Here is a 24,543-nt window from a genome sequence, read left to right on the forward strand (position 1 = left end):
AGTAAATCCTTCTACTTTGATGAAATTAAAAAGTTGTCGCTGTGTTTATCTTCAACGCTTGCGCCACTTGGCTCATTGATGTCGGAGCGATCTTTCAGGTTCACTCCTGACAGTTGTAATTTTCGAGCCTCCTTGAGCAAGTAAAATGCGCGTTCACAGGCATCGTCATAGTTGAGCCCCTGGGGACGCACATTGGAAATGCAGTTTCTTTGGGAATCTTTAGAGCCTCGTTTAGCCCCCCAAGTGAGATACATACCCATGCTATCCGGAGAAGTTAAACCTGGCCTCTCTCCAATTAAAACCAGCACGGCCTTAGCGTTAAAACATTCACCAACATCATCCCCTACCGCTACTCTTCCTTGCTTTACGATTGTGATAGGTGCGAATTTCCATTGATGTTCATCATCAGCGCTTAAAAGAGAAATCAATCGAGTAACAACAGGCACTGCATGGTTTTGAATTGCGACGGAAGAAAGTCCATCAGCAATAACAATCGCAAGATCAATGTCAGTGTTATGCTCATTTGCTATCGAGTTGAGCGTTTGCCAAGAAGATTCATCGAGCTGCCTTCCTAAATCGGGCCTTTGCAGGTACATAAGCCGATCACTCACTTGGCTGCTCACTACCACTGGAGGCTCTAAGGTATTTTCAAGAATCGAGTAAGAGTCCGACAAACCAGCAACGAGAGACTCAATATTCAAACTGCAATGCACTGCATCCATAGCTTGGGCATGATCCAGCTGAAATGAGAGTAACTCGTTGGTTGGTACACTGTTCCCGCTACGACCCAGAGCGATCCGAGCAGAGGTGAAGTCGCGTAACTTGCCCCAAGGGTTGTGTGTGACAACTTCAGACTCGTCTTGTGGGGACTGAGCAATGGTGATTACTTTACCCATGAGAATACCCCTTATTCAGTTGATTTATTGCTCCCGAAAACGAGCGAGAGATTTGCTCACTTAACCGAACGTCTTGCACGCTCTCGAAAATCTGCATCTCCATTAACCATTGTTCAAACTCTGGTGCGGGCTTCAAACCGAGTACTTTTCTTGCATAAAGGGCATCGTGAAATGAGGTAGTTTGATAGTTGAGCATGATGTCATCAGACCCTGGAATACCCATGATGAACGAGCACTCGGCAACACCTAATAGTGTCAGCAAGTTATCCATGTCATTCTGATCGGCATAGGCATGATTGGTGTAACAGATGTCGCAACCCATAGGTAAACCAAGCAGCTTCCCACAGAAATGATCTTCAAGCCCAGCACGAATGATCTGTTTGCCATCAAACAGGTACTCTGGGCCAATGAACCCAACGACTGTATTAACCAACAAAGGATCGAACTGTTTCGCGACAGCATAAGCACGAGCTTCGCAAGTCTGTTGATCGACCCCATGAAATGCATTCGCAGACAACGCTGTACCTTGTCCGGTTTCAAAATACATCACATTGTTTCCTACGCTACCTCGATTCAAAGACAATGCCGCTTCATGGGCCTCTTTCAAAATCGATAAGTCTATTCCGAAGGTATCATTCGTTCCTTGCGTGCCGCCTATCGACTGAAAAACGAGATCGACTGGTGCACCCATTTCAATGGCTTCGATCGTGTTCGTGACATGAGTTAACACACAAGACTGAGTCGGTATTTGATAGTGTTGAATCACCTCATCCATTAAGTTCATTAACTTGATAGCTTGAGGCACATTATCTGTTGCCGGATTGATACCGATAACCGCGTCGCCATTTCCGTACATCAGACCATCAAAAATGGTCGCTGCGATACCGTTGAGAGAATCAGTGGGGTGATTCGGCTGTAAGCGAGTAGACAGGCGACTCGGCAAACCAATCGTATTCCGAAAAGCCGTGACAACTTGGCATTTTTTAGCAACGAGAATCAAATCCTGGTTGCGCATGATCTTACTGACTGCAGCCACCATTTCTGGCGTTAAACCTTGACGAATTTTAGCCAACGTTACACCATCGGCTTCTTCACTCAGCAGCCAATTTCGAAAATCTCCGACCGTTAAGTGCTCAATCGGTTTAAAGGCTTCAAGGTCATGCGTATCGATAATTAGGCGAGTGATATCGTCGCTTTCGTATGGAATGACCGCCTCGTTAAGAAACGTTTTAAGTGGTAACTCAGACAGCGTCATTTGTGCGACTACACGTTCTGCCGCTGAGTGAGCACAAACCCCAGCTAACGCATCGCCTGATCGCTCCGGTGTCGCTTTCGCCATCAAGTCAGCTAATGACTTAAAGGTATAGACTTTACTTCCTTGTTGCCGACGATAAGTTGCCGTCATTGCTCTTCCTCTTCACTATTTGGCTCGCTTTTTGCTGAACTATCAATAAGCTTTAAGAAAGTATTGCCAAATGTGTTCCGTAGCGTTATCAAAAACTGGCAACATTTATAAAACACTAATAAACAATGAGTTACATAAAAACTGCTCCAACATGACTCACAAAAAAGGAATGAGCATCACAAGGATGAGTGACCAAACACCCCAAACCGCACCAATGCTGTGCATCCATCACACAAAGGATGCAAACCAACAAGCTGCAAGCCTAATAAACTGGCAACAGGAATACGATCAACTCAGCGATGGCCGATTTTTAGGTCAAATTCGAGAACGACGATTTCCCAATTTCCATGTATTTCGTGAAGACAGTAACCGCTCACTAAGACAGCAATGCAGGGTTGAACAGGGAGGTATTTGGTTGGGTTTGAGTGCGGAAAATAAACCGCTACACCTAAATCACAGCAAGTTTAATGCAAGCCAGCTTTTGCTTAGACAAGGTGGTGCAGATTTTGAGTTAATGACACCTGAACAGTTTTCTATCTATGGGATAGTGCTCGACAAAAACTTCGTTCACATCATAGAAAATCAACTTGAGCTTGGGAGCATCCAAAACAACACATTACACTTAACGGGTTTGACGGAAAAACACATTCAACAACTTAAATACTACTTAGGCACGTTACTTGGTTCCGCCGAGCCAAGATGGTCTGAAGCCACACATCAAGCAATCTTAAAAGATATTGTACTGGAGTTGTTCTCAATCAGTTCACCAAGCGCAAGCCACCCGATATCCATCTCTCATCGTCAGCATGTGATGCGCCGCATAAAGCAACAGCTACACGACTTAGATTACAGAACTCCGATCACCGTCAGTGAACTGTGTGACGCTGTGCACGTCAGTCGCCGAACACTGCAGTACACCTTTGAACATTGCTGTAATACTTCGCCAAAGCAATTCATACACCGAATGCGGCTGAATCAAGTACGTAGAGTGCTACAAAGCCCTGAAGATAATCGAACAATTGCAGAAATCGCTTTTGACTTTGGTTTTTTCCATCTCGGGCAGTTCAGTCAAAGCTACAAGCGGCTATTTGGTGAGACGCCAACTGAAACGAGAAAATGGGAGTCCAGCAAATAAAATGACAGGCAGTATATTCTTTCAGATCCTGCGTTGGGGCCATGTTATGCAGTCGCAATGATTTGCTGAAACTTAGCATGAAGATCTGTAAGCGCGGCTTCAACATCTGGTTCTGCTCGGCTTAAATGTGCGATTAGCGTCATGAAGTAGCAGTCAAAAATCAACGGCATTTTGTCTTCAAGAACAGAACTTACGCTCGCAGATTGAAACAACTCTTGGTTAAACGACTGGTAATAATCCAAATCCCAAATCACCTCTTTCAACAAGGCTCGGCTCAGCTCGACGTTCGCAAAATAGTAGCGATAGTATTTCTCCGTCAGCGCCAAACCAATGTCGATATCTGTCTTACCTTCCACACTGACTAGCGTTTCTTGGCTGATCTGTTGCAGTTGCGCCAGCATCCCTTCGCGCAAAATCGACAGTTTAGTCGGGAAATGGCTAAACACTGTGCCATCGGCTACTCCTGCTTCTCTCGCTATCTGCCTTGTGGTCGTCATGTCATAGCCATTTTGAGCAAAAGATGCCCATGCGGCTTTTAGAATTTTATCTCTGGTTTGTTGTCGCTTCGTCATTGATGTGTCTGCTTAATGAGCCTGAAAGGATCATACCTTGCGTGGTTGAGATTGACAAATTGAGCGCGCTCATTTATAAAATTGAGCATGCTCATTTTATATAAAAACAAAAGGAATCACTCATGTACGTATTAAACAAACTAGGCCAAGGATTGATTTTCTTCCCGACCATCTTCTGCTTTTCGTATATTTTAAGACCGATATTAATGGTCATCCTTATTCCAGGAGGACTCGCACTTTTGGCGTTAATCGGTGGCGCAGAAGTCAGAGCAGAACTCAAAGCCATGCTGCTTGAGGAGCTTTTTGGGGTCAGTCCATCACACACCACCTCGAAAAAGGCGTGAGTGCGCGAGAAACGTTGGCAAGGTTAAGCAAAAACAAAACGCGCAGGTATCGAGATCTCAATACCTGCGCGATATAGATGTGGTGAAAAGAGGACTGGCGTTAATCAGTATTCATGTTCTGACCGATTCGCCATAAAACGCCACTAGGGTCAAACAAACAACATTCGCGCATACCCCAAGGTTGCTCGACCAGCTCAGTTAAACGCGAACCAAATTCCTCATGGCCTACTTTGGATAAGTGTTGATGCCAGCTTTCTGCATCTTCTACGAGCAAATGCATCATGAAGTTGTTGCCGTGTTCAGGCTCATAAAAATTCTGTAAAAGAAACGCGCAACTGCCTTGAGAGAAGTACGCCACATCACCGAAGTCTGACGCCATATCAAAGCCTATCGCCTCATAAAAACGTTTTGAGAGCGCGTAATCTTTCGCTGGAACAAATGATTTGATTTCAACAATATTGAGGTTTTCCATTTCCAATTTCCTAAGCCCTTTTCCATCAAACTGACTGACGTAATCACGCTCTACGCCTTCTATTCGCCTTGCGTATTTTGCTGCGATGGTAGTGGTACACACTCTACCATTTGCGTTTGTAACCACGTGATGAATTTATGTTCGAGTTCTGTACGCTTTTTATCTTGGCTCAATAAAACATAATTGCAACCTGATAGCACAAAACCAAATGGCGCGACCAAATTACCGCGCTTAATATCGTCCATAACAAAAGGATACGATCCCATCGCCGCGCCTAAGCCATCCACCGCGGCTTGTATGCAAAAATAAAAATGCGCAAATGATTGCTGAGTGTTGCCGTTGAAGGTTTCACAACGTGTTGATTGCTGCCAATCCGCCCAAGCATGCGGTCTAGTTTGGCTATTCAACAATCGAACTGCATCCAAATCGTCTTGAATGGATTGCCAATACTCAGGAGAAAATACTGGCCCCACCCACTCTTCCACAAGAATGGTTTTGTTGTAATCGTGCTGCTGAGCAAAATCGTCTCGACGAATCGCCATCGAAAGCCCTGTCGATCCTAATGTTACCGGGCCTCCAGCCATCGACAAACGAACATCAGCACGGTGTTCATCATTAAACGCAGCAAGCCTTGGCATCAACCAACGCATGGTTAATGTCGGTTCACAAGACACTTCAAGATGCTGATGCTTTTCTTGAATGAGTGTATTCACGCCTGTTTCTAGCGTTTGGAATGCCGTTTTTGTGTATGTCTTGAGTAATTCACCTTCTGCCGTCAACACGGCTTTCCTGCCCTCTTTCAAAAACAAAGGTTGCGACAGATATTGCTCAAGTTGCTTTATCTGCTTACTCACGGCTCCGTGGGTGATGTTCAGTTTTTCAGCCGCTTCAGTGTAGCTTGAAGAGCTCGCCGCAACGTGAAAGACATAGAAAGATTTTAGGTGGCGCATCTGTGAGTTTTTCTCACCAATATGGGAATATTTTTCGATTATAGTCAGTAACAAAGACGCCTACAATTCCGCTACATCACAGACTTCATCATTCAAACAGGAAACCGATATGGAATTTGTAACTCTTGCGCTATTGGGTGTGCTTATTGTCATTAGCCCTGGCGCAGACTTTGTTTTGGTATTAAGAAACAGTTTAAATCAAGGACGAGAAGCTGGCGTGTACAGTGCGATTGGTATCAGCATGGCGATAAGCATCCACATCGCTTACTCCATGCTGGGGATCAGTTACTTAATTTCACAAAATGAATGGTTGTTTAATCTCGTGCGCTATCTTGGGGCTGCTTATCTTGTCTACCTTGGGATTAAAGGAATATTCTCCTCGCAGCCTGCGTCAAACTCAGAAACCATTCAACAGAGCGAGCATTCAATGTGGCGTTTTTTCATGCAGGGATTTCTGTGTAATTTACTCAATCCTAAGACGATGCTGTTTTTTCTGAGTATTTTTAGCCAAGTGATTTCTCCCGATTCTAGTCAGCAACATATCGCCTTGTTTTACGGGATTTATATGATTGCGCTGCACGGCATTTGGTTTTCTATCGTTGCAGTTTTACTCACGTCCCCCCAATTACAAGCCTTCTTGTTGAAGATTAAGCATCGACTCAATCAAATATGTGGGGCGGGTTTGGTCATTTTCGGCGCGATGCTGGGCTTAAAGGCTTAATACGTTTTCGGTCAGAGTTTGAACACAAAAAATGCGGCTACTGGAGCCGCATTACAATCCACAAACCTTAGGTCTGATAAGTGAAACGTTTATTGAGTGATAACGGTGAGCTTATCCCAATCAATCGTGAAGCGAATTTGCGCCTCAGTGTAGTGGCTCGTTGTGCCTTGATCGTACCAGTTACACGCATTGCGAGAGAAACCTTCGTCAACTTCTTTCATGCCCGCTCGCGCAATCATCTCCGTTTTGGGCTCTTCTCCGCGCTCAAATTCTGGTGTGAACACGTACTGGAATTTCGGTTTGAAACCGTAGATCAAACGCGGCAAGTTCTCTTCTGGTAATAGGTTTTCGTTTGAACAACCTGTGTAGTGGTAAACACCCGCCCATTTACCGTAGTACTGGTAATCGTTGGTGTAAATTTGGCTAAGAGAGGTGGTCCACTTAACGCCCATACCGCGTTCCATGGACGCCTTTGGTTTGGCTGCGGTGACGTAATCCTTACTTGAGTAGCGAGACGTATAAGCCACACCTAGGTCGGTCGTCAACGAGCCAGAAAAACTTGGTGCCGAGCCCGGTGTTGCAGTCGCGGTTAAGCCGATAGACGGAGCAACCGTGGTTGTCGATACGGAAACATCATTGGCTTCGTTTTGCGGTGAGTAATCCTCACTAAATACCGGCGTGCCACCAGCTTGATAGATACTGTAGTCGAACTCGACTGGGTAGTTTTGAGTAAAACGATCCACAATCGCAGCATCGTAAGTGTGTTTTACACCCGGATTACCTGGTACATAACCATTCCCTAGAGTGATCACGCGAGCCGCTTTTTTGTCGTTCTTTGAATTATGGAATAACTCAACCAGTAACTTCATTTGCACACGGCTACCACGAAACGCGTACGGGAAAAGCTCAGGCTCGCTTTGCATCACGACCTCATAGCTTTTTTTCACGTAACCTTCTAGCGCGATGTCATCAATCAAGACACTTTCTACAACCTTGTTATCAGAAGCAACGGCAGTAGCGGAAATCCCTAACATTAAGGGAAGCAGTATTTTCTTATTCATTATTTTATTACCTTACTTGGGAACAGTCCCAATTTAAGCTAACACATTGAACAAGCAGCAACAATCAAACGAAAACGATTCACATTATCAATAATTTGACCTACACCCAGAAATAAAAAAAAACAGCCAACTTACGCTAGCTGTTTCGATACAGTTAATGGATGACCCGAGCGTCCCCTTTAAATAACTGAGACAGATCGATAGTGAATATCGTCACTGTCGGAAGTTTAGGCAGAGCATTTTCGATCGAAAACTCTGGCCCAGCTGGAACGAGGGGGAAGTGAATAGCCGTCGGCCACGTTGACGAAGCTTCATTAACGCCCGGCTCAGATATTGAGAAAGAAAACGCAGGTAAACGGGTCATAACACTTACCTCAAATGACTGATTCGCGGGCTCAAGCGAGCCCGCTTAGGTTTTGCAATGTTATTGTTGTTTTAACGCCTACTTAATCACTAACGATTGATGACGTTAGATATCAAGTTCTTTGTCTTCAACGTGGTTGGTGATCATCGCTTCAGTCGTGATCATCAAGCCAGCAACAGACGCCGCGAATTGAAGCGCTGAGCGTGTTACTTTCGCAGGGTCCAAGATACCCATTTCGATCATGCTGCCGTATTCACCTGTTGCAGCGTTGTAACCGTAATCGGCATCACCCGCTTTGACAGCATTCGCTACGACTGAAGCTTCGTCACCTGCGTTGGTTGCGATTTGACGGAGAGGCTCTTCCATCGCACGTAGCGCAACTCGGATACCCACGTTTTGGTCATCGTTGTCACCTTTTAGATCCGCCAATTCTTTCGCGATCTTAGTTAGGGCAACACCACCACCAGCAACAATACCTTCTTCAACCGCTGCGCGAGTAGCGTGTAGCGCATCGTCCACGCGGTCTTTCTTCTCTTTCATCTCAACTTCAGTTGCAGCGCCGATCTTGATCACCGCTACGCCGCCAGAAAGCTTCGCAACACGTTGTTGAAGCTTGTCTTTGTCGTATTGAGAAGTGGTTGTTTCGATTTGTTTTTCAATCGAAGCCACACGATCAGCAATCGCGCTTGCTTCTGCTGCGCCACCCACAATAGTTGTTGTGTCTTTGGTGATGGTCACTTTCTTCGCGCTACCTAGTTGCTCTAGCGTTGCTTTTTCGAGTTCTAGGCCGATTTCTTCAGAGATGACCGTACCTGCGGTTAGTACCGCAATGTCTTCCATCATCGCTTTACGGTTGTCACCAAAACCAGGTGCTTTCACCGCAGTCGCACGCACGATGCCGCGCATGTTGTTCACAACCAATGTCGCTAGCGCTTCACCTTCGATGTCTTCAGCAATGATCAATAGTGAGCGAGAAGATTTCGCCACTTCTTCTAGCACTGGCAATAGCTCGCGGATGCTGCTGACTTTTTTGTCCACCAATAGGATGTAAGGGTTGTCTAGCTCTACGCTGCCATTTTCTTGGTTAGTGATGAAGTATGGCGACAAGTAACCGCGGTCGAATTGCATACCTTCAACCACAGACAATTCGTTGTCTAGACCTTGGCCTTCTTCAACCGTAATCACGCCATTGCGACCCACTTTTTCCATCGCTTCTGCAATGATTTCACCGATCGCGCGATCGCTGTTTGCAGAAATGCTACCCACTTGGGTGATGGATTCTTTGTCGCTGCATGGCTTAGACATTTCACGTAGTTTCTCAACCGCCGCTTCAGTAGCTTTGTCGATACCACGTTTTAGGTCCATTGGGTTCATGCCAGAAGCTACCGCTTTAAGACCTTCATTGATGAAAGATTGCGCCAGTACAGTAGCGGTCGTTGTACCGTCACCCGCTTCATCATTCGCTTTGGACGCCACTTGTTTCACCATTTGTGCGCCCATGTTTTCGAACTTGTCTTTCAGTTCGATTTCTTTCGCTACAGACACGCCATCTTTAGTGATCGTTGGCGCGCCGTAAGATTTATCAAGCACAACGTTGCGGCCTTTAGGGCCTAGTGTCACTTTTACTGCATCCGCCAGTAAGTTCACACCTTTCAGCATTTTTTGACGTGCGTCATTAGCAAATAATACGTCTTTTGCAGCCATAATTATCTCCTCAAAAAACTACTACAAAAATAATTACTCAACGATTGCTAACACATCAGATTCGGACAGAATCAAGTATTCTGCGCCGTCAATTTTCTCGGTTTTCACGCCGTAACCGTCATTGAAAATGATTTGGTCGCCCACTTTGACTTCCATCGCAGCGCGTTCGCCATTTTCAAGGCGTTTACCTAAACCAACAGCAATGACTTTCCCGCGGTTTGATTTTTTCACCGACTGAGAAGTTAAAACGATTCCCCCTTCAGATTTATTTTCCACCTCTTGTCTTTCAACAATTAGCTTGTCATTTAAAGGACGAATTTTCATTTTTAAGTGCCTCCTACTTGGAACCAAAAATAAAAGACAGAATAAACATCAAGATGGATTTGCGAGTCGACCGCTCGCTTTCGATGAGAATAATAAGGTCGAAAAATTGGAGTTCAAGAGGTGGATTTCATAAAAATTTTTTATTGAATTGAATAAAATCTTCTATCGAAACTTTTGACATTCACGACCACTTAAAACCTCTTTATGATGGAAAATGTGTTCAATCAAATCTAGAGTGGTTAGATACTCTTAAAAAGGATAATCAAACAATGAAAAAGGTCGTATCTCTGTTTCTTGTAACATTGTGCGTTGGTTTGCTTTCTCCCAATGTAGCGGCTTCTGAACGCGCGGAACAAGGATGGCAGCTGATAGAACAAGGCGCAATGATCGTCGATGTGCGCACTCCGCAAGAGTTCTCTGAGGGTCATTTAGACAATGCGGTCAATTTCCCTCTATCTGAGCTTGATAAACATTTCCAAGACGTCGATAAAGATCAAGCGATCGTATTGTACTGCCGCAGTGGTAACCGCTCTGGTAAAGCGTATCAATATTTGCAATCACAAGGGTTCACGAATCTGCACAATGCAGGTGGCTTAGAAGATCTGCAAGACGCCAAATAATCATCTCTGTTCTAATTTCAAAAATAAAAGCGCAGAGGGCGTTGCAGACTTATTGCAACGCCCTCTGTTACTAAATAATTCTCTTCCGCTACTACTCTATTTGGGCCCGGCCTCAAACTGAGTCAGGTTATCCGATATCTCAAGCCACGGCGCTTTGGACGCGACAAAAATATGGAAATTTGGCTTGTGGGATGGTGCATCATCCAAGACACCTAGGCGAATATTGACAATCCCATTGTTCTTTTTCGAATACAGGCTCGACCCGCAATGGCGACAAAAACATAACATGGTATTTTCGCTTTTCTGATAAGTTTGAATATCCTCTTTTCCTTGGATAATTAGCAACTTATCTAGAGCAATACCGCCCGCCGATGAATAGTCAGAGCCAGTAAATTTTCGACATTCCGAGCAATGGCAATTTCCCATGTACTTGAATTCATCTGCCACTTCCAATTTCACCTTACCACACAGACATGAGCCTTTGAGTACTTCCATTTGAGTCCCTTTTTGTTATGAATCTAATTGAATTAGACGAATACACCGACACCATGCCACTGCAATGCGAAAAATTAAAGGCAGGTAATACAGGTTTTCAAAAATGAAACGAAAATGTAAAACACTCTACTCAGAGGAAAGATAGGTGTGCTCAGCACGTGAGAGCTCAAGCTATTGTCGATACAAAAACACCAAGCAAGACGCTTGGTGTTTTCTTAATATTTTGTCTAACACAGTCATCACTCTTAATGAGAGACGCCGTGTTGAGAAAGTGTAGTGCTTAGAAAATGCAGTGCTTAGTAAAGCTGGTGGCTTCGTTCGCACTCCAGTCACCTTTTGGCTTATCTTTCAAGTTCTCACACCATTGCTCGCTACCCACACCATCTTGAAGAACACAGTGCTTCGCAAAGTCTACTGCGTTGTCTGCTGTCCATTCTGTTTTTGGCTTATCGCGCATGTCGTTACACCAGCCTTCAGTGCCCACTTCATCACTACAAGCGGTTAAAGCAGAAGCCGCCAACATCAGCATGACTAGTTTTTTCATAAATTTAAGGTTCCAGTTGCAAACAATATTAAAATAAAACTCAATCGCTTCAACAAATGCCCATTCAACTGTCTGAACTAAGCAGTCACTTGTTGAAGTGACTTTTGTATCAACTATAACGAAATTATCAGTCTACGTGTTAAGACACCGAAAAATTATTGAGCCAAGCTGCGGAAATGACACCATAAACACCTATAGGCAGCGCGCTTGCGTTAATGCACTGATCTTAGAAGACCCCGTGCCAAAACATGCTAAACGTAACTCTAACGCCATTTGCTCAAAGTGCTCGACCACCGCTTGAGTGCTTATGGTAGCCGCTTTCAAGACTGCGCCCGCTTGCCCAACGAGATTGGCGCCCAGATGAATGGCTTTCGCCGCTTCAAGTCCGTTATGCACACCACCTGAGGCGATCAAAGGTAATGTAGGATGCTGTGCTCTTATTTGAGTCAAACATTTTGCCGTTGGGATGCCCCAATCGCGGAAAAGCTCGGCTGCACGCTGCATTTTCGGGTTATCTTGGCAATAGCCTTCAACCGCGCTCCAACTTGTGCCACCCGCGCCCGCTACGTCAATAGCATCCACACCGGCATCAACCAATCGCTGCGCAACGTGACCACTTATACCAAAACCGACTTCTTTGATAATGATCGGAACATTCACGCGAGATTTAAGCTGCTCGATAGCGTGTAAGACCCCAATCCAATTATGGTCGCCATTTTTCTGAAACGCTTCCTGCATTGGGTTTACGTGTACAAACAACGCATCCGCTTGAATGGATTCAACCGCACGCTGCGCATTATCAAGTTTACCTTTGTCGCGCAACTGAGCGGCTCCAAGGTTCGAATAAAGCGGCACATCTTTGGCTAAATCACGAATGGTTTTGCCTAGACCTGCGTGTTGGCGCTCTTCTAAGCTAATACGCTGCGAACCCACGCCCATCGCAATGCCTAATTCACTGGCAGCTTCAGCCAAACGACAATTGATCACTTCTGCGTCTTTTGCTCCACCTGTCATTGAGCTAATCAGAAACGGCAGCGCCAGTCGGTGGCCAAGAAACTCTGTCGACAGGTCGATCGCCTGAAAGTCACATTCTGGCAGCGCGCAGTGTTCAAACTCGACAGACTCAAAGCCCGCCGTTTTATGCTTCATGCTCATGTCATGATGTAAAACAGCGTCTAGATGTAAATCTTTTCGGTTAGTTTGCGGAGCCATAATGTCACCCTAAAGTAAAACAGTCGCGCAGTATTGCGATCCTTATCAGTAACGTCAATGCGAATTTTCTGAATTCACGAGATTACTTTTCCGAAACCAGTAATGAATCACGACTTACTCTGACATTATAGAAAGAGAAACTCGCCTTCTGTTTTAAACAAGCAGGCGAGTGTTTCTCCAAGTTGAAGTAATCAGCGTGCGAGAAACCACGATAAAAGAGCCGCATACTTCTCTAATTTACTTTGCGCTTTCTGACAGAATCAGAGACACAACGGTGCTTGTGGTGGTTGGAGCAAACTGCTCAGGATCATCACAGAATTGAATTTTCCCTTTTTCTTCAACGTGGAACAACGGTACTACCGAGTTCCCTTTGTGGTGCGCTAAATAGTCTTGATACGTAAAGTTGTCGCTCAATTTCGTGTGTTTTATCTCTGCACCGCGGCTCAACAAACTGGCCAGTTGGGTATAGCTTACGTTACCGCCCATCAGCAATTTACCGTGGTACTCCTGAGCCACGGAGTGCTTCTCGCTACCATTGCCGTTGGTTTTCACTTTTTGCAAGCAGTGAACTTTATCTTCACCAAACTCGTCGACAAATTGCATGCAAGCCATAATGTTGAAATGCTGGTCAGGCGTTAATGCAACGACTTGTCCCACCCCTATCAGGTTCAAATTGTCATCTGCGTGACTAGAAATCGGATTCCCGTAGTAGTAATCCAGCCCCAACATACGAACTTGACTGATGTACTCCCAGTTAGAATCGGTCATCAATATACGGCGGTCATAGCGTGCCAACGCTTGACCAATTTCTCTGGCTACTCGGTTAGCACCAATCAACAAGAAGCCGCGTGGCGCTGGCTCCGCGACGCCCAACATCAATGCGACAGGACGTGCCGTTGCACTTTGTAAAACAACCGTTCCGATGATCACCATGAAGGTCATAGGAACCAGTAAAATCGCTTCATCAATACCGTATTCGGTCAATTTGATCGCGAAAAGAGACGAAATAGAGGCAGCGACAATACCGCGCGGTGCAACCCAAGACAGAAACAGTTTATCTTTAAGTCTCAAGTTACTGCGGATGGTTGAGAGGAAAATCGACAACGGACGCGACACCAACTGCATAAATACAAACAGCAATAACGCGCCGCTACCCAGCGCAGCAAAATCATCCAAGCTGATGCGTGCAGCAAGGAAAATAAATAGGCCGGTGATCAGCAATATGGTCAAGTGCTCTTTAAAGTGCAGAATTTGTTGAATATTGATGCCCTTTGCGTTGGCAAGCCACATACCCATTACAGTAACCGTGAGTAATCCGGCTTCAGACTCAATATGGTTGGAGACGGAAAATACGCCGAGCACGATCATCAAAACCGCAAATGGCTGCAAGTATTCCGGTAGCCACGCACGGCGCATAATCGTTGCGACTGCTGCGCCAGAGGCCGCACCAAGAATGACGCCCACGGCAATGAGCGTCCCGAACACTTCGACGCTATTTATAGCGCTGTGCGATACGATGAACTCATAAACCATCACAACAAAAAGCGCACCGAGTGGATCAATCAAGATCCCCTCCCAACGCAAAATATTAGCAAGCGTACTGTTAGGCCTTACCGTCCGAAGAAGTGGCACGATCACCGTCGGACCTGTGACCACGGTTAAGCTGCCGAACAACATGGCGAGCTCCCAAGTAAAACCGAGGAAATAGTGCGTCGCAATACTGGTTGCTGCCCACGAAATGATGGCCCCGATGGAAACGATACTCCAGACTGAGCCACTCACACCGCGAATTTCTTTGAAGTTTAGGGTCAAGCTGCCTTCGAAAAGAATCACCGCAACCGCCAATGAAACCAACGGAAAGAGCAAATTCCCTAAAATCTCATCTGGATTTAACCACTGCATAAATGGCCCGACAATCAACCCGGCTAGCAGCAAAAATAAAATCGCTGGTAAGCGCAATCGCCATGCCAACCACTGACAACCTAAACCAATGACCCCAACCGCTGATAGCACCAGCGCTTCATTACCCACTTGCATTAATCATTTACCTGTTTTGTCTTTTTTCGCGTGAATGCGCTATACCCAAATAACCTCGGGCGTGCGGTTCAATAAGCATGACTTGGCATGCAGACTAAACGGCTTACCTTCGACTCTTCGACAGCATGCCTCTGAAATGCACATTTTTGAGGTCACTTGGGTATCGCATCAGAATTATGAATATAGTTGAACCCCAATGACTTAACGACTCATTTCTGTTCATCAGATCTTAAAGTGACACACAAGTATGTCGCTTCGTCGAATTCATCATTACGCATTGAGTTTCATTATGTAGAATGATTCTTAAAGAAAGCGCGGAACCTAGCACTATATGAAGCTAAGGCAAAGCGCTTGGACTAAGCTTTAGCGTACGTGCTCAAAGTTAAGAATCGTGTGTCACGCGACGTACGCAAGGAGAAATGGATTGTACGTAATACTAGCACTGTTCATGGCGTTGCTCGCCATCCTCATCGGAGTGAAAGCCGCCAACCGAGCAGCACTTTTAGAAAAAGAGCTAACCAAACTTCGTGAAGAGGTAACATCACTGCGAGTCAGTCTAAATAAGGACTCGAACCAACCAACGCGTCAACAATCCAGCATTGAAGAGGTAACAAAAGAGGCAAACTCCTCATCCTATAAGGAGCATGACCCGATTACCGACCGAGCATCTTATCCAAACACAACACATCAAGCTCAATACCAGGCAAGCGAAGTTCAACTGGACGTTTTTAGTCAAGAACAAGAGTCTATATTGCCAAGTAAAGTTCAGAGCCTGCTTAACAACATTCAAGAAAACTGGTTGGTTTGGGTGGGCGCGCTGGCAATGCTAATTGGTGGGGGGTATCTAGTACAGGTTATTGGTAGTCACATTGAATTTTCGCCACTTATGCGTGTGTCCTTTGCGTTTGTACTCTCGTTACTTATGGTGCTTGTTGGCGAATGGTTCCACCGCAAAGAACAACAAAATCCTCAACGAGCAACACGAGCCCAAGGCTTTACTTATGTGCCTGCCGCCGTTACCGGAACCGGGCTAACTGGCATTTACTGCACGGTTATCTTTGCGTTTGTTGTTTATCAAATGCTGACGCCTAGTGTCTCGCTTATCATCTTAGCCGCTGCTGCATTTTGTAGCTTGGCTCTATCTTTACAGCAAGGGCCGTTGATGGCGGTGCTTGGTCTGATTGGTGGATATACCGCACCGTTATGGATTGGTGGAAGCGAGCCTAATTACTTCTTATTAGCTGGGTATATCAGCGCGATCTCGGTCGCGGCAACATTGCTAATGCAAAAAGTGCGTAGTGCATGGATTTCTCCAAGCATCGCGCTTCCACATGTTGTTTGGATGCTGTTGCTCATTGAAAGCATGCCGCTTGAGACGCTTTTTTCTTGGCTGGCTATTTATCTCTCCATTACTCTTTATCTTATTTTCGCCGTTCCAAGACTGGGTTGGACACTTAACCCTCGTTATCATCACTGCCAGAATAAGTGGACAAATCCGCCGACCGCTACCTCTCTCGCGATTGCGTTATTGACCTTTTCGGCTGTCACCAGAATGCCAGAATTGGACACACTACAAATGGTGTACTGTTATGCGCTGCTCGTTGCGACAGTATGGCTCCCAGCAGTTCGCACAAGCTGGTCATTGCGCGTATTTTTGCCTTCCATATTGGTCTCTGCGACCGCACTTGTTGTCCTTACTGTCGCGTTTGACGCTTTGTATATGCCAGAACATGGTGCCAGTATCTTACTCGCATTGGCCACCAGTATTGCACTGATCTGCTGTCGAACTTATTGCCAGTCACTCAGTGACCGATCGCAACTCAGTGGCGTGCTTCTGTTGGTACTGGCTCCTGCGATGAGTTTGATTACGTTGTTTTATGTCGACGAATTTATGCAAGGCTACCTGTGGCACTGGACTGCATTCTGCGCATTGGTGACCGTTTATTACGTTGTACTTGGTCAACGCTTACATTCGCTAGCATTGGAATGCTCTGCCGTCATGCACGCTTTAATCGTAGGCGTCGCCTTTGTTTGGTTAAGCGATACCTGGTTGACGACAGCAATCTCGATACAAGTTGCGGTAATGGCGTTGCAGACGCAATCAGGGTTATTTCGCCCCGCAAGTTGGGCGATTAAAGTGGCGATGGGGATACTGGTCATCCGCCTCACACTTTTACCCTTCATCCCTGAATGGCAACCCGTCGAAGCAGGATATTGGGCTTGGGTTATTGTGAGTTACCTACCGTCTCTCATCATCCTGCTCTATGCTCGAGCAACGCTAAAGCAAGTGGACCTCGAACTGACCAACTGGTTTGAAGGTGCATTTTTGCATGTATTCTTAATGGCGCTATTCACCCAAACCAACTACTGGTTAACTGGGCAGTACGGCTATTTGGGACACCTTGATTTCACAAGCGCCATCGTTTTTGCTAACCAAGCGTTGGTTATGGGTTTGGTGTACAGCTACCGTAGCCAATTTGCACAACGCTTAAGCCGCATCTATGAAGCCTACAGCTACCTGCTTTGGTGTGCCTTCGCATTGCTGATAATTTTGCTTAATACGGCAGAGTCGCCATTGGTGACTGACAACGTCTCAGCCCAAGCTCTTCCCGTCATTAATATGCTAAGCGTCGGCTGGTTGCTGCCAGCTTGCATCCTACTTATCGCAACCTTTAGAGGCTGGAATACGTTACAGGTTCATCGATTTGCGGTTGCTAGCCTAGGCTTTGCACTTGCTGCTATTTGGTTAGGTATGTCTATCCGTCAATTCTGGCAAACCACATCCATGATGTTGTACCAACCGACCAGCATGGCAGAACTGTTCAGTTATTCAGTAGCAGGTTTGCTCGTGGGTGGATTGCTTACTTGGCGCGGTGTGACACACAGAGGGTTGATGATGCAGCGCGTGGGTCTAGTGGTTTTAGCTTTTGTCGCACTCAAAGTATTCTTATGGGATGTTAGTTCTCTGGATGGGTTCTGGAGAGCAATCAGCTTCTTAGGTTTAGGAGCATCTTTAATCGCGCTTGGGTGGTTATTCCAGAAATTGAATCGCTCGGTGGCAAAAGCACTCGAACCATAAACGAATTAAAGAGAGATTCCCGACAATGCACCGTTCTCGTTATTGGGGGGCGATAGCGATGCAAAGCCGGGAATCATTGGAGTGTTCGTTATTTTAGCAACGCAACAACCGTATGACGACGCACGTTTGCTTGTGCATTCAACGCTTGAAAAGTCGAGGTAAACTCACCAGACTTCTGCACAAAACCATCCAGTTTTGCATTCACATCATCCACAGAAAGCTGCGCGGTTTTATTTTGAATTGAGCGCATTTGAGTATTCAACTCTCCATGAAATGCTTTCGCTTCCTGCAAGCTCGTTTGCACTTGTCTTAGGTGCTGGTTCACTTTGGCAATCGTCTGTTTCATACCATCGCGTGATGCCAAATCGAACCCAAGTTCTGCAATACCATCTGGCTCTGACTTTAGATTTAGAACGTTCGGCTGGCCCGCAGGAAAACGGTGCCCTTCGCCCGTGACCATCACTTTCTGCTGCATTTGCTGATAAGCGTTGTCTCTGGCTTCAAATAAAATGCTGCCATCGTCAGCTAATGAGGCACGCATCCCTAAAGCAATCAAGCTTCGGTCAAGCATTTTGACAGTTCGAGCACCATCGGCTTGTCCATCGAACTGAATCATTACCGCTTGACCCTGAGGGAAATCCAAACGAATTTGCTCAGCTTTGTCACTTAAGCGATGCACATTCAAGCCAGGAATAGAAAAGCGACGAATGTCTGCTTTATCTAGCTTTAAATGCAGTTCGTTGTTGAGCACTTTCTGGCCGTCGAACCGAGCATGCTCCACAACGTTCTGAATGGTGGCTTTAGAACGAACCAATGTATCCTGCAAGCCAGGTACATTTTGCACGCCTTGATTCACCGCTTGCGTCAAACCACGTTTAATTTGAGTCAGCTCTTTGCCTATCACCTGCAACGATTTCGATGCGATCTGCACTGCCGTCGCTTGCTGCTGACCCTGGGTCAGTTGAATCCCAGAGACAGAGTAGGCTGACGCAGTGTCAGCCTGAACTTGCGCCGGGCGCGGTTTAATTGCAGTACTTGAGTCTGCAGAACGGGTCGGCATGATAGAGGCTTGTTCTTGCCCACCCAAGCGTATGCTATGGGGTCTAACCTCTACTGTACTCATTACCATAAAAGAACTTCCTAGCCTTATAGACGGTCAAACAACGATAGATCATTGATCTTTACATAGCTCGCTTGCGTTGCTTGCAAAGCCGCCATGTAATTGCTCAAGCGTACCGATGCTTCACCGTAATCCAGAGCTGAGAGGTCACCTGATACTTTATCGACGAACAGTTTATTCTCACCATGAGCACCGCCAACCAAATCTAGGTTATTGTGTCGGCCACCAATCTCCGTCATCGTGCCAAGTACGCTTGCCAACGTATCATCAATGGCACTAAGGCTTGCGTCCACTTCAGCTTGGAAATTCGGACTCGGGTTCTCAAATTCTGTAATTAGATTATTAATTTGATCCAGTACGTTTTTGCCGCCACCAAGGTCCAAAATGTCCTTTGCCGTCATGTTGGAATCCATCGTTACGCCTTTCGCAATCGTCACGACACGTTTATCGCTGTTGCCCTCGATGACATAACTACCGCTTGCACTGTTTATAGCAGGGGTGTCAGTTTTGGTGCCTGAAAATAGGTAATGTCCTTCTTCATCCTGAGCATTGAAAGACGACTCAATTGAATCACGATAGCTCTTTAGCTCCGTGATCATACCGGTACGGTCTTGATCAGTCAGTGAGCCATTCGCGCCCCATAATGCAATATCACGCATGCTCATTAGGCTCTCTTTCACTGAGTCTAAATGTGTTTCTTGACTCGAAAGCGTGGTTTTGACGTTTGCGATATTGTTTTGATATTGGGCGATGGCACTGTTTTCACGATCCAAATTAAGCAGCTTAATCGATGCCATTGGATCGTCAGATAGCTTAGTTAGACGCTCACCTGTCGTCATTTGTTGTAGCACGTGCCCCAAACCTGCATTGTTACCTTGCAGGCTTTGCAGCATCATTTGGCTAAATTGATTGTCACTGATTCGCATCTGGGTTTCCTTTAGAATAACTGCAATACAGAATCGAACAGCTGATTCGCTGTGCTGATCACTTTCATGTTGGCATTGTGTGCATTAGCAAACGTCATTAAGTTAGCCGCTTCTTCATCACTGTTAACGGCACTCACATTGTCACGAGCCGCATGTGCTTGCTTGTTCATGGCTAACTTAGCTTGGTAATCGGCGTCTGCTTGGCGTGCTTTAATCGCGGTTTGACCCACCATAGAACTGAATGCGTCATTCAAGCTCACAGAGCCATAGCCAGTCACAGAAACAGGCTTGTTGCTTAAATTAATCAACGACTGCAACACATCCGCATTACCTGGCGTACCATCACTTGAAAAAGCAAGCTCACCTGGAGTTAACTCAGTGATATCCAAACTTGCCGCTGGGTTGGCAGGGTCGTAGCTGAACAATGGTTTACCTGGGTTACCATTTAAATCTTGTCCAGTAGCGAGCACAGCGTTGTATTCATCCGCTAACGCTTTCGCCATGTCATTCAAAGCCAATTGGTTTGGTTTTAATACATCGGTTTGATAATCGTTAATCGCACCTAATTTGCCACCAAGAGAGTCACCAATCGCAAAACTTTGGCTTGAGAATGTTACGTGTAAGTCTGCTACGTAAGGGTCGCTAGGGTCTGGAACGGCTGCGAGTTTGCCATGGTCCGTGCCCATCACAAGTGGCTGACCAGAGGTCAACGTCACCTGAACACTGCCGTCAGGCTGTTCTGTTGTTCTGATTTCGATGGTTTGAGATAACTCGCCGATCAATTTATCTCGTTCATCCATAAGTTGCGATGGGTTGCCACCTGTTCCTTGCATTTCAACCAGCTGCTTGTTTACCTTCGCGATGTTTTCCATGAGGCTATTCGCGTGGTTGAGTGCCGCATTACGCTGGTCGCTCATATCTTTATGTTGGTTGTGCAAAGACTCGGTAAGCGTATTAAAGCGGCGCGCCAACGCTTCAGATTCGTTGATGATTTGTTGACGGTAAGGGATCGACTCAGGCTTAACCGTAGCATCGTTAAGCGCAGCGTTTAGAGAGTCCAAACCAGCAGAAATACTGAAGCCATCGGCCCCTAGCGTATTTTCCAATTGGCTCATGTTGCTGGTGTAACCAGAAGCGTACGCCGCCATACTGTTAGTTGACCACGTTTGCTTAATCAGAAATTGGTCTGTAACGCGGCGAATGCTGGTGACCTCTACCCCTAAACCAGGGCTTAAGCGGTTGGCTTTTCCGTCATCAACTGATGCCATCAACGCTTGTTGACGACTGTAGCCCACAGTATTCACGTTCGCCACGTTTTGTGCCGTTACGTCTAAGGCCACGCGGTTCGCGCCTAAACCTGAAAGGGCAATATTAACTAGGTTCATTTACAGCTCCATTTTCCTGATCAACGGCTGAGAAAACGCGGTAGTCATACCGGCCTCACCGAGCACCTGTTTTACAGAGGCGACGGCTTGAGAGGCGGTATTAAATAAGCTTGAGTTCCCCTCAATCTCGTTAGCATCAAGCTGTGAGATAGATTCAGAATTCGCACCTTTACCATCGTTTGCAGATGAGATGTTACGCGCAGCATCAAAGGCGACTTCGCGCATAGAGGGGCTAAGTTGCTGGATGAGCATATTGGCAATGCCAGAGCTCTGCTTTTTTGCCAGTTCCATTGCCAGTTGCCCATCGTACATATCGCGGAAAACACCTTGCTGTTGGCTCGCAAACGGGCTGTCTTTATCCGCTAGAACATCGCTGCTGCTGCGCATTTGACGCAGCACCATTTGTAAAAACATCGCCTCAAATTGACCCGCCACTACTTCAAGCGCGCCTTCCTGATCTCGACTCTGCTTGATGTTGGCAAGTGCGCTGTTGTCGTGATACAGCATCGAATTCAGTTGAGTTTGTTCATTGGTACTGTCTAGTTTCATCCTTAACTCCTTAAATCACGACCAATTCAGCGTTCAATGCACCCGCTTCGCTCAGTGCTTGCAGGATAGACATTAAGTCAGTAGGTGTGGCACCTAAGCTGTTTACCGCAGTCACAATAGTGTTGAGCTCCGTGCCTGGAGGCCAAATCACCATTTGAGCTAAATCTTCGTTCACATCAAGATCCGTTTGGTTAACGACTTTCGTATCGCCATTTGCAAACGCATTTGGCTGACTGACTTGTTGTGATTCAGAAATTCGCACGGTTAAGTTGCCATGGCTCACTGCTGCCTCACTCACTTTGACGCTCTTACCGATCACGACCGTTCCCGTACGAGAGTTAAAGACAATTCGAGCCGGCTTGCGGCCTTCCACGACGCTCATTTCTTCAAGCATCGACATCATCACTACGCGCTGTTGGGTATCTTTTGGCGCACGCATATCAATGCGCGCTTTATTGATCGCAACAGCAACGTTAGGCCCAAAAGTATTGTTAATTTCACGCGCGATATTTTTTGCCGTCGTGAAGCTTGGTTTACGCAGGTTTAAGGTGACTTCATCACGCTGGTTGAAATCAGTTTTGATTTCTCTCTCTAACGTCGCGCCATTCGGGACGCGACCTGCCGTTGGCGTATTAACTTCGACTTTGGAGCCACTTCGCCCTTCTGCAGATAAACCGCCCACCACGACGTTTCCTTGTGCAATGGCATACACTTCACCATCAATACCGCGTAAAGGCGTCAACAATAGCGTACCGCCACGGAGGCTTTTCGCGTCACCAATTGAAGACACGACCACGTCCAAAGTTTGTCCAGGGCCCGCCATTGGATCAACGGTTGCTGTCACGCTCACAGAAGCCACATTTCGTAGCTTAGGGTTCATACTGTCATCAATTTGAACCCCAAACTGACGGAGCATGTTGGTAATAGATTGAGAAGTAAACTTCACTTGGTTTCGGTCACCCTGGCCAGCTAAGCCAACCACCAAACCATAACCAACCAATTGGTTTTCTCGAATGCCGCGTACATCGACCAAGTCCATGATCGGAATTTCCACTTCAGCATGTGAAGTGGTTGGTAATCCCAAGGTCAACACCAATAGGAAAGACGTAAAGAAAGATTGCATTGTCTTCATTAGAAAGGTACCCATGGGCTGTTGAAGAATTGAGTTAGCCATCCGGCTGCGTTGCTGTCAGCCAGAGCTCCGCGACCTGCGTAGGTAATTCGTGCATCAGCAATTCGTTGAGAAGAAACTTGGTTGCTGCGATTAATATCATCCACACGAACAATGCCAGTGAGACGAATAAACTCATCTCCCTGGTTTAGGCGCAGCCATTTTTCGCCACTGATACGCAATACACCATTAGGTAACACCTCGTGTACCGTTACGGTGATTGCACCTTGCAGCTTATTGCCCTGTGAGCTTGAAGCACTGCCATCAAAGTTGCGGCTGCCATCGACACTAACCCCTAACTCATCGAACGTTTTCGTTCCTATGGTCGGCGCCGCGAAATTAACCGCTGAGCTTTTGCCAAACTTAGTACCCGCTTTTTTGCTCGATGAGGTTTCTTCTGATAGTTGAACCGTTAACACATCGCCAACTCGGTAAGCACGACGATCCTGAAACAGGGTCATCGTGTATTGGTGACGATAAAGGCTACCAGACTGGGTTTCCGGCAACGTGTAATCGAGCGTTGGTGGTGCGTATTCCTCGGCATTTGGCTCAGGCGGAATAAATTCCTGACGGCCGGCACATCCCACCAGCAACACGGCGGCTACTGCCCAACTCTTAGAAAGCCATTTCATTGCTTTTTCCTTCATCATCACCAATTTCATACTTACATTGATTGCGAAACAAACTTCAGCATGTCATCTGCAGCAGAGACCACTTTCGCATTCATCTCATACGCACGTTGAGTCGTGATCATGTCGACCATCTCTTCCACTACTTGTACGTTTGAACCTTCCAATGCACCTTGCTTGATGAGGCCTGCGCCATCTTCACCAGCAATCAGTTCATCTGCCGGGCCGCTGGCTTCCGTTTCACGGAACAAGTTACCACCCACGGCCTCTAAGCCTGCTGGGTTAATGAATTTTGCGAGCGTGATTTGACCAAGCTGCTGTGGCGTTGGATCGTCCGCAGTCGTTGTTGTTACCGTGCCATCAACACCAACAGAGAATGAAGAGGCATTATCTGGGATCTGAATTTGTGGCTCTAACGGCAAGCCTTGGCTATTAACCATCAAGCCTTCAGAGTTGACATGGAACTGACCATTACGTGTGTACATGATCTGTCCATCCGAGTTTTCGATTTGAAAGAAACCCTGTCCCATAACGGCAAGGTCCAACTCTTGTGTTGTATTTTGAGTGTTACCTTGCGTAAACACTTTTTGCGTGCCGACTACGCGAACACCGCTACCTAGCTGAATACCACTTGGCAATTCGTTAACTTGATCTACTTGAGCACCAGGTTGACGCTGAATGCTGTAGAAAAGGTCTTCGAATACAACTCGGTCGCGCTTAAAGCCAACTGTATTTACGTTCGCTAGGTTGTTAGAAATGGCAGTCATCTTCGTGTCCTGCGCTGCCATGCCTGTTTTACTTACCCATAATGCTGAATGCATTTTTTAT

Annotated in this window: 25 protein-coding genes; 5 read left to right on the forward strand and 20 right to left on the reverse strand. The window is 46.3% G+C overall.

The features are described 5' to 3' along the window. Window positions 1-11: 11 nt before the first annotated feature. Window positions 12-896 (reverse strand): ethanolamine ammonia-lyase subunit EutC, encoded by an 885-nt coding sequence (gene eutC, locus F7Y48_RS17475; protein ID WP_213895808.1) that lies wholly within the window; start codon window positions 894-896, stop codon window positions 12-14. Beyond that, entirely contained in the window at window positions 889-2,301 is a 1,413-nt protein-coding gene (locus F7Y48_RS17480) for an ethanolamine ammonia-lyase subunit EutB (RefSeq protein ID WP_316685150.1), read from the reverse strand. Before F7Y48_RS17480 ends, eutC begins: the two co-directional genes overlap by 8 nt. A 184-nt stretch (window positions 2,302-2,485) precedes the next feature. Between F7Y48_RS17480 and F7Y48_RS17485 the strand changes: the two genes are divergently transcribed. Further along, window positions 2,486-3,436: a helix-turn-helix domain-containing protein gene (locus F7Y48_RS17485; RefSeq protein WP_316685151.1), complete on the forward strand. Its 951-nt coding sequence runs from the start codon at window positions 2,486-2,488 to the stop codon at window positions 3,434-3,436. A gap of 44 nt (window positions 3,437-3,480) precedes the next feature. Here F7Y48_RS17485 and F7Y48_RS17490 read toward each other — a convergent pair whose 3' ends face one another. After that, on the reverse strand, window positions 3,481-4,008 hold the full coding sequence (locus F7Y48_RS17490; RefSeq protein ID WP_316685153.1) for a helix-turn-helix domain-containing protein: 528 nt from the start codon (window positions 4,006-4,008) through the stop codon (window positions 3,481-3,483). Between the two features lie 122 nt (window positions 4,009-4,130). Between F7Y48_RS17490 and F7Y48_RS17495 the strand changes: the two genes are divergently transcribed. Continuing rightward, a complete protein-coding gene (locus F7Y48_RS17495; RefSeq protein ID WP_017819779.1) occupies window positions 4,131-4,352 on the forward strand; it encodes a hypothetical protein in 222 nt (73 codons plus the stop codon). 100 nt (window positions 4,353-4,452) lie between these two features. Here F7Y48_RS17495 and F7Y48_RS17500 read toward each other — a convergent pair whose 3' ends face one another. Both F7Y48_RS17500 and F7Y48_RS17505 read right to left on the reverse strand, forming a co-directional pair. Next, the gene (locus tag F7Y48_RS17500) at window positions 4,453-4,824 is read right to left on the reverse strand and encodes a VOC family protein (RefSeq protein ID WP_005395273.1); all 372 of its coding nucleotides are present in this window, start codon (window positions 4,822-4,824) and stop codon (window positions 4,453-4,455) included. A 59-nt stretch (window positions 4,825-4,883) separates the two neighbouring features. Next, on the reverse strand, window positions 4,884-5,774 hold the full coding sequence (locus F7Y48_RS17505; protein ID WP_316685154.1) for a LysR family transcriptional regulator: 891 nt from the start codon (window positions 5,772-5,774) through the stop codon (window positions 4,884-4,886). A gap of 109 nt (window positions 5,775-5,883) precedes the next feature. Here F7Y48_RS17505 and F7Y48_RS17510 point away from each other — a divergent pair, with 109 nt between their 5' ends. Continuing rightward, window positions 5,884-6,495, forward strand: a complete 612-nt coding sequence (locus tag F7Y48_RS17510) for a LysE family translocator (RefSeq protein WP_316685155.1) — start codon at window positions 5,884-5,886, stop codon at window positions 6,493-6,495. 89 nt (window positions 6,496-6,584) lie between these two features. Here F7Y48_RS17510 and F7Y48_RS17515 read toward each other — a convergent pair whose 3' ends face one another. The 4 genes from F7Y48_RS17515 to F7Y48_RS17530 form a co-directional block, all read right to left on the reverse strand. Beyond that, window positions 6,585-7,556, reverse strand: coding sequence for a hemolysin (locus F7Y48_RS17515; RefSeq protein ID WP_316685156.1), 972 nt, complete (start codon window positions 7,554-7,556; stop codon window positions 6,585-6,587). Window positions 7,557-7,710: 154 nt separating this feature from the next. Continuing rightward, window positions 7,711-7,920, reverse strand: a complete 210-nt coding sequence (locus tag F7Y48_RS17520; RefSeq protein WP_316685157.1) for a hypothetical protein — start codon at window positions 7,918-7,920, stop codon at window positions 7,711-7,713. Window positions 7,921-8,025: 105 nt separating this feature from the next. After that, window positions 8,026-9,624, reverse strand: a complete 1,599-nt coding sequence (gene groL, locus F7Y48_RS17525) for a chaperonin GroEL (protein WP_005395280.1) — start codon at window positions 9,622-9,624, stop codon at window positions 8,026-8,028. Window positions 9,625-9,657: 33 nt separating this feature from the next. Further along, on the reverse strand, window positions 9,658-9,948 hold the full coding sequence (locus F7Y48_RS17530) for a co-chaperone GroES (protein ID WP_005373989.1): 291 nt from the start codon (window positions 9,946-9,948) through the stop codon (window positions 9,658-9,660). A gap of 269 nt (window positions 9,949-10,217) precedes the next feature. On the opposite strand from F7Y48_RS17530, the gene F7Y48_RS17535 reads away from it, so the two are divergent. Further along, window positions 10,218-10,568 (forward strand): rhodanese-like domain-containing protein, encoded by a 351-nt coding sequence (locus tag F7Y48_RS17535; protein WP_316685160.1) that lies wholly within the window; start codon window positions 10,218-10,220, stop codon window positions 10,566-10,568. Window positions 10,569-10,664: 96 nt separating this feature from the next. On the opposite strand, the gene F7Y48_RS17540 is transcribed toward F7Y48_RS17535, so the two are convergent. The 4 genes from F7Y48_RS17540 to F7Y48_RS17555 form a co-directional block, all read right to left on the reverse strand. Beyond that, entirely contained in the window at window positions 10,665-11,063 is a 399-nt protein-coding gene (locus tag F7Y48_RS17540) for a GFA family protein (protein WP_005395284.1), read from the reverse strand. A gap of 280 nt (window positions 11,064-11,343) precedes the next feature. Further along, window positions 11,344-11,607 (reverse strand): DUF3012 domain-containing protein, encoded by a 264-nt coding sequence (locus tag F7Y48_RS17545; protein WP_005395285.1) that lies wholly within the window; start codon window positions 11,605-11,607, stop codon window positions 11,344-11,346. Between the two features lie 192 nt (window positions 11,608-11,799). Next, window positions 11,800-12,819, reverse strand: a complete 1,020-nt coding sequence (gene fni / locus F7Y48_RS17550) for a type 2 isopentenyl-diphosphate Delta-isomerase (protein WP_074189797.1) — start codon at window positions 12,817-12,819, stop codon at window positions 11,800-11,802. 237 nt (window positions 12,820-13,056) lie between these two features. After that, window positions 13,057-14,856 carry a cation:proton antiporter gene (locus tag F7Y48_RS17555; RefSeq protein ID WP_005395287.1) on the reverse strand — a complete coding sequence of 600 codons (1,800 nt, stop codon included), beginning with the start codon at window positions 14,854-14,856 and terminating at the stop codon, window positions 13,057-13,059. A gap of 448 nt (window positions 14,857-15,304) precedes the next feature. Between F7Y48_RS17555 and F7Y48_RS17560 the strand changes: the two genes are divergently transcribed. Beyond that, complete coding sequence (locus F7Y48_RS17560; RefSeq protein WP_410483276.1) at window positions 15,305-17,935, forward strand: DUF2339 domain-containing protein; 2,631 nt, start codon at window positions 15,305-15,307, stop codon at window positions 17,933-17,935. An 88-nt stretch (window positions 17,936-18,023) separates the two neighbouring features. Here the strand turns inward: F7Y48_RS17560 and F7Y48_RS17565 are convergent, their stop codons facing one another. The 7 genes from F7Y48_RS17565 to flgG are packed head-to-tail and all read right to left on the reverse strand — an operon-like array spanning window position 18,024 to window position 24,536. Then, window positions 18,024-19,064: a hypothetical protein gene (locus F7Y48_RS17565; RefSeq protein WP_012842382.1), complete on the reverse strand. Its 1,041-nt coding sequence runs from the start codon at window positions 19,062-19,064 to the stop codon at window positions 18,024-18,026. A 17-nt stretch (window positions 19,065-19,081) separates the two neighbouring features. After that, window positions 19,082-19,981, reverse strand: a complete 900-nt coding sequence (gene flgL, locus F7Y48_RS17570) for a flagellar hook-associated protein FlgL (RefSeq protein WP_005395290.1) — start codon at window positions 19,979-19,981, stop codon at window positions 19,082-19,084. A gap of 11 nt (window positions 19,982-19,992) precedes the next feature. After that, on the reverse strand, window positions 19,993-21,366 hold the full coding sequence (gene flgK / locus F7Y48_RS17575; RefSeq protein WP_005395291.1) for a flagellar hook-associated protein FlgK: 1,374 nt from the start codon (window positions 21,364-21,366) through the stop codon (window positions 19,993-19,995). Then, a complete protein-coding gene (locus tag F7Y48_RS17580; RefSeq protein ID WP_005395292.1) occupies window positions 21,367-21,915 on the reverse strand; it encodes a rod-binding protein in 549 nt (182 codons plus the stop codon). A gap of 10 nt (window positions 21,916-21,925) precedes the next feature. Continuing rightward, complete coding sequence (locus tag F7Y48_RS17585; protein ID WP_031780462.1) at window positions 21,926-23,047, reverse strand: flagellar basal body P-ring protein FlgI; 1,122 nt, start codon at window positions 23,045-23,047, stop codon at window positions 21,926-21,928. Beyond that, window positions 23,047-23,718 (reverse strand): flagellar basal body L-ring protein FlgH, encoded by a 672-nt coding sequence (flgH, locus tag F7Y48_RS17590; protein WP_005395295.1) that lies wholly within the window; start codon window positions 23,716-23,718, stop codon window positions 23,047-23,049. Before flgH ends, F7Y48_RS17585 begins: the two co-directional genes overlap by 1 nt. A 32-nt stretch (window positions 23,719-23,750) precedes the next feature. Continuing rightward, window positions 23,751-24,536 carry a flagellar basal-body rod protein FlgG gene (flgG, locus tag F7Y48_RS17595; protein WP_005395297.1) on the reverse strand — a complete coding sequence of 262 codons (786 nt, stop codon included), beginning with the start codon at window positions 24,534-24,536 and terminating at the stop codon, window positions 23,751-23,753. Window positions 24,537-24,543: the final 7 nt, after the last annotated feature.

The sequence above is a fragment of the Vibrio sp. 2-1-2a genome, from assembly GCF_032648565.1.
GTDB lineage: Bacteria > Pseudomonadota > Gammaproteobacteria > Enterobacterales > Vibrionaceae > Vibrio > Vibrio diabolicus.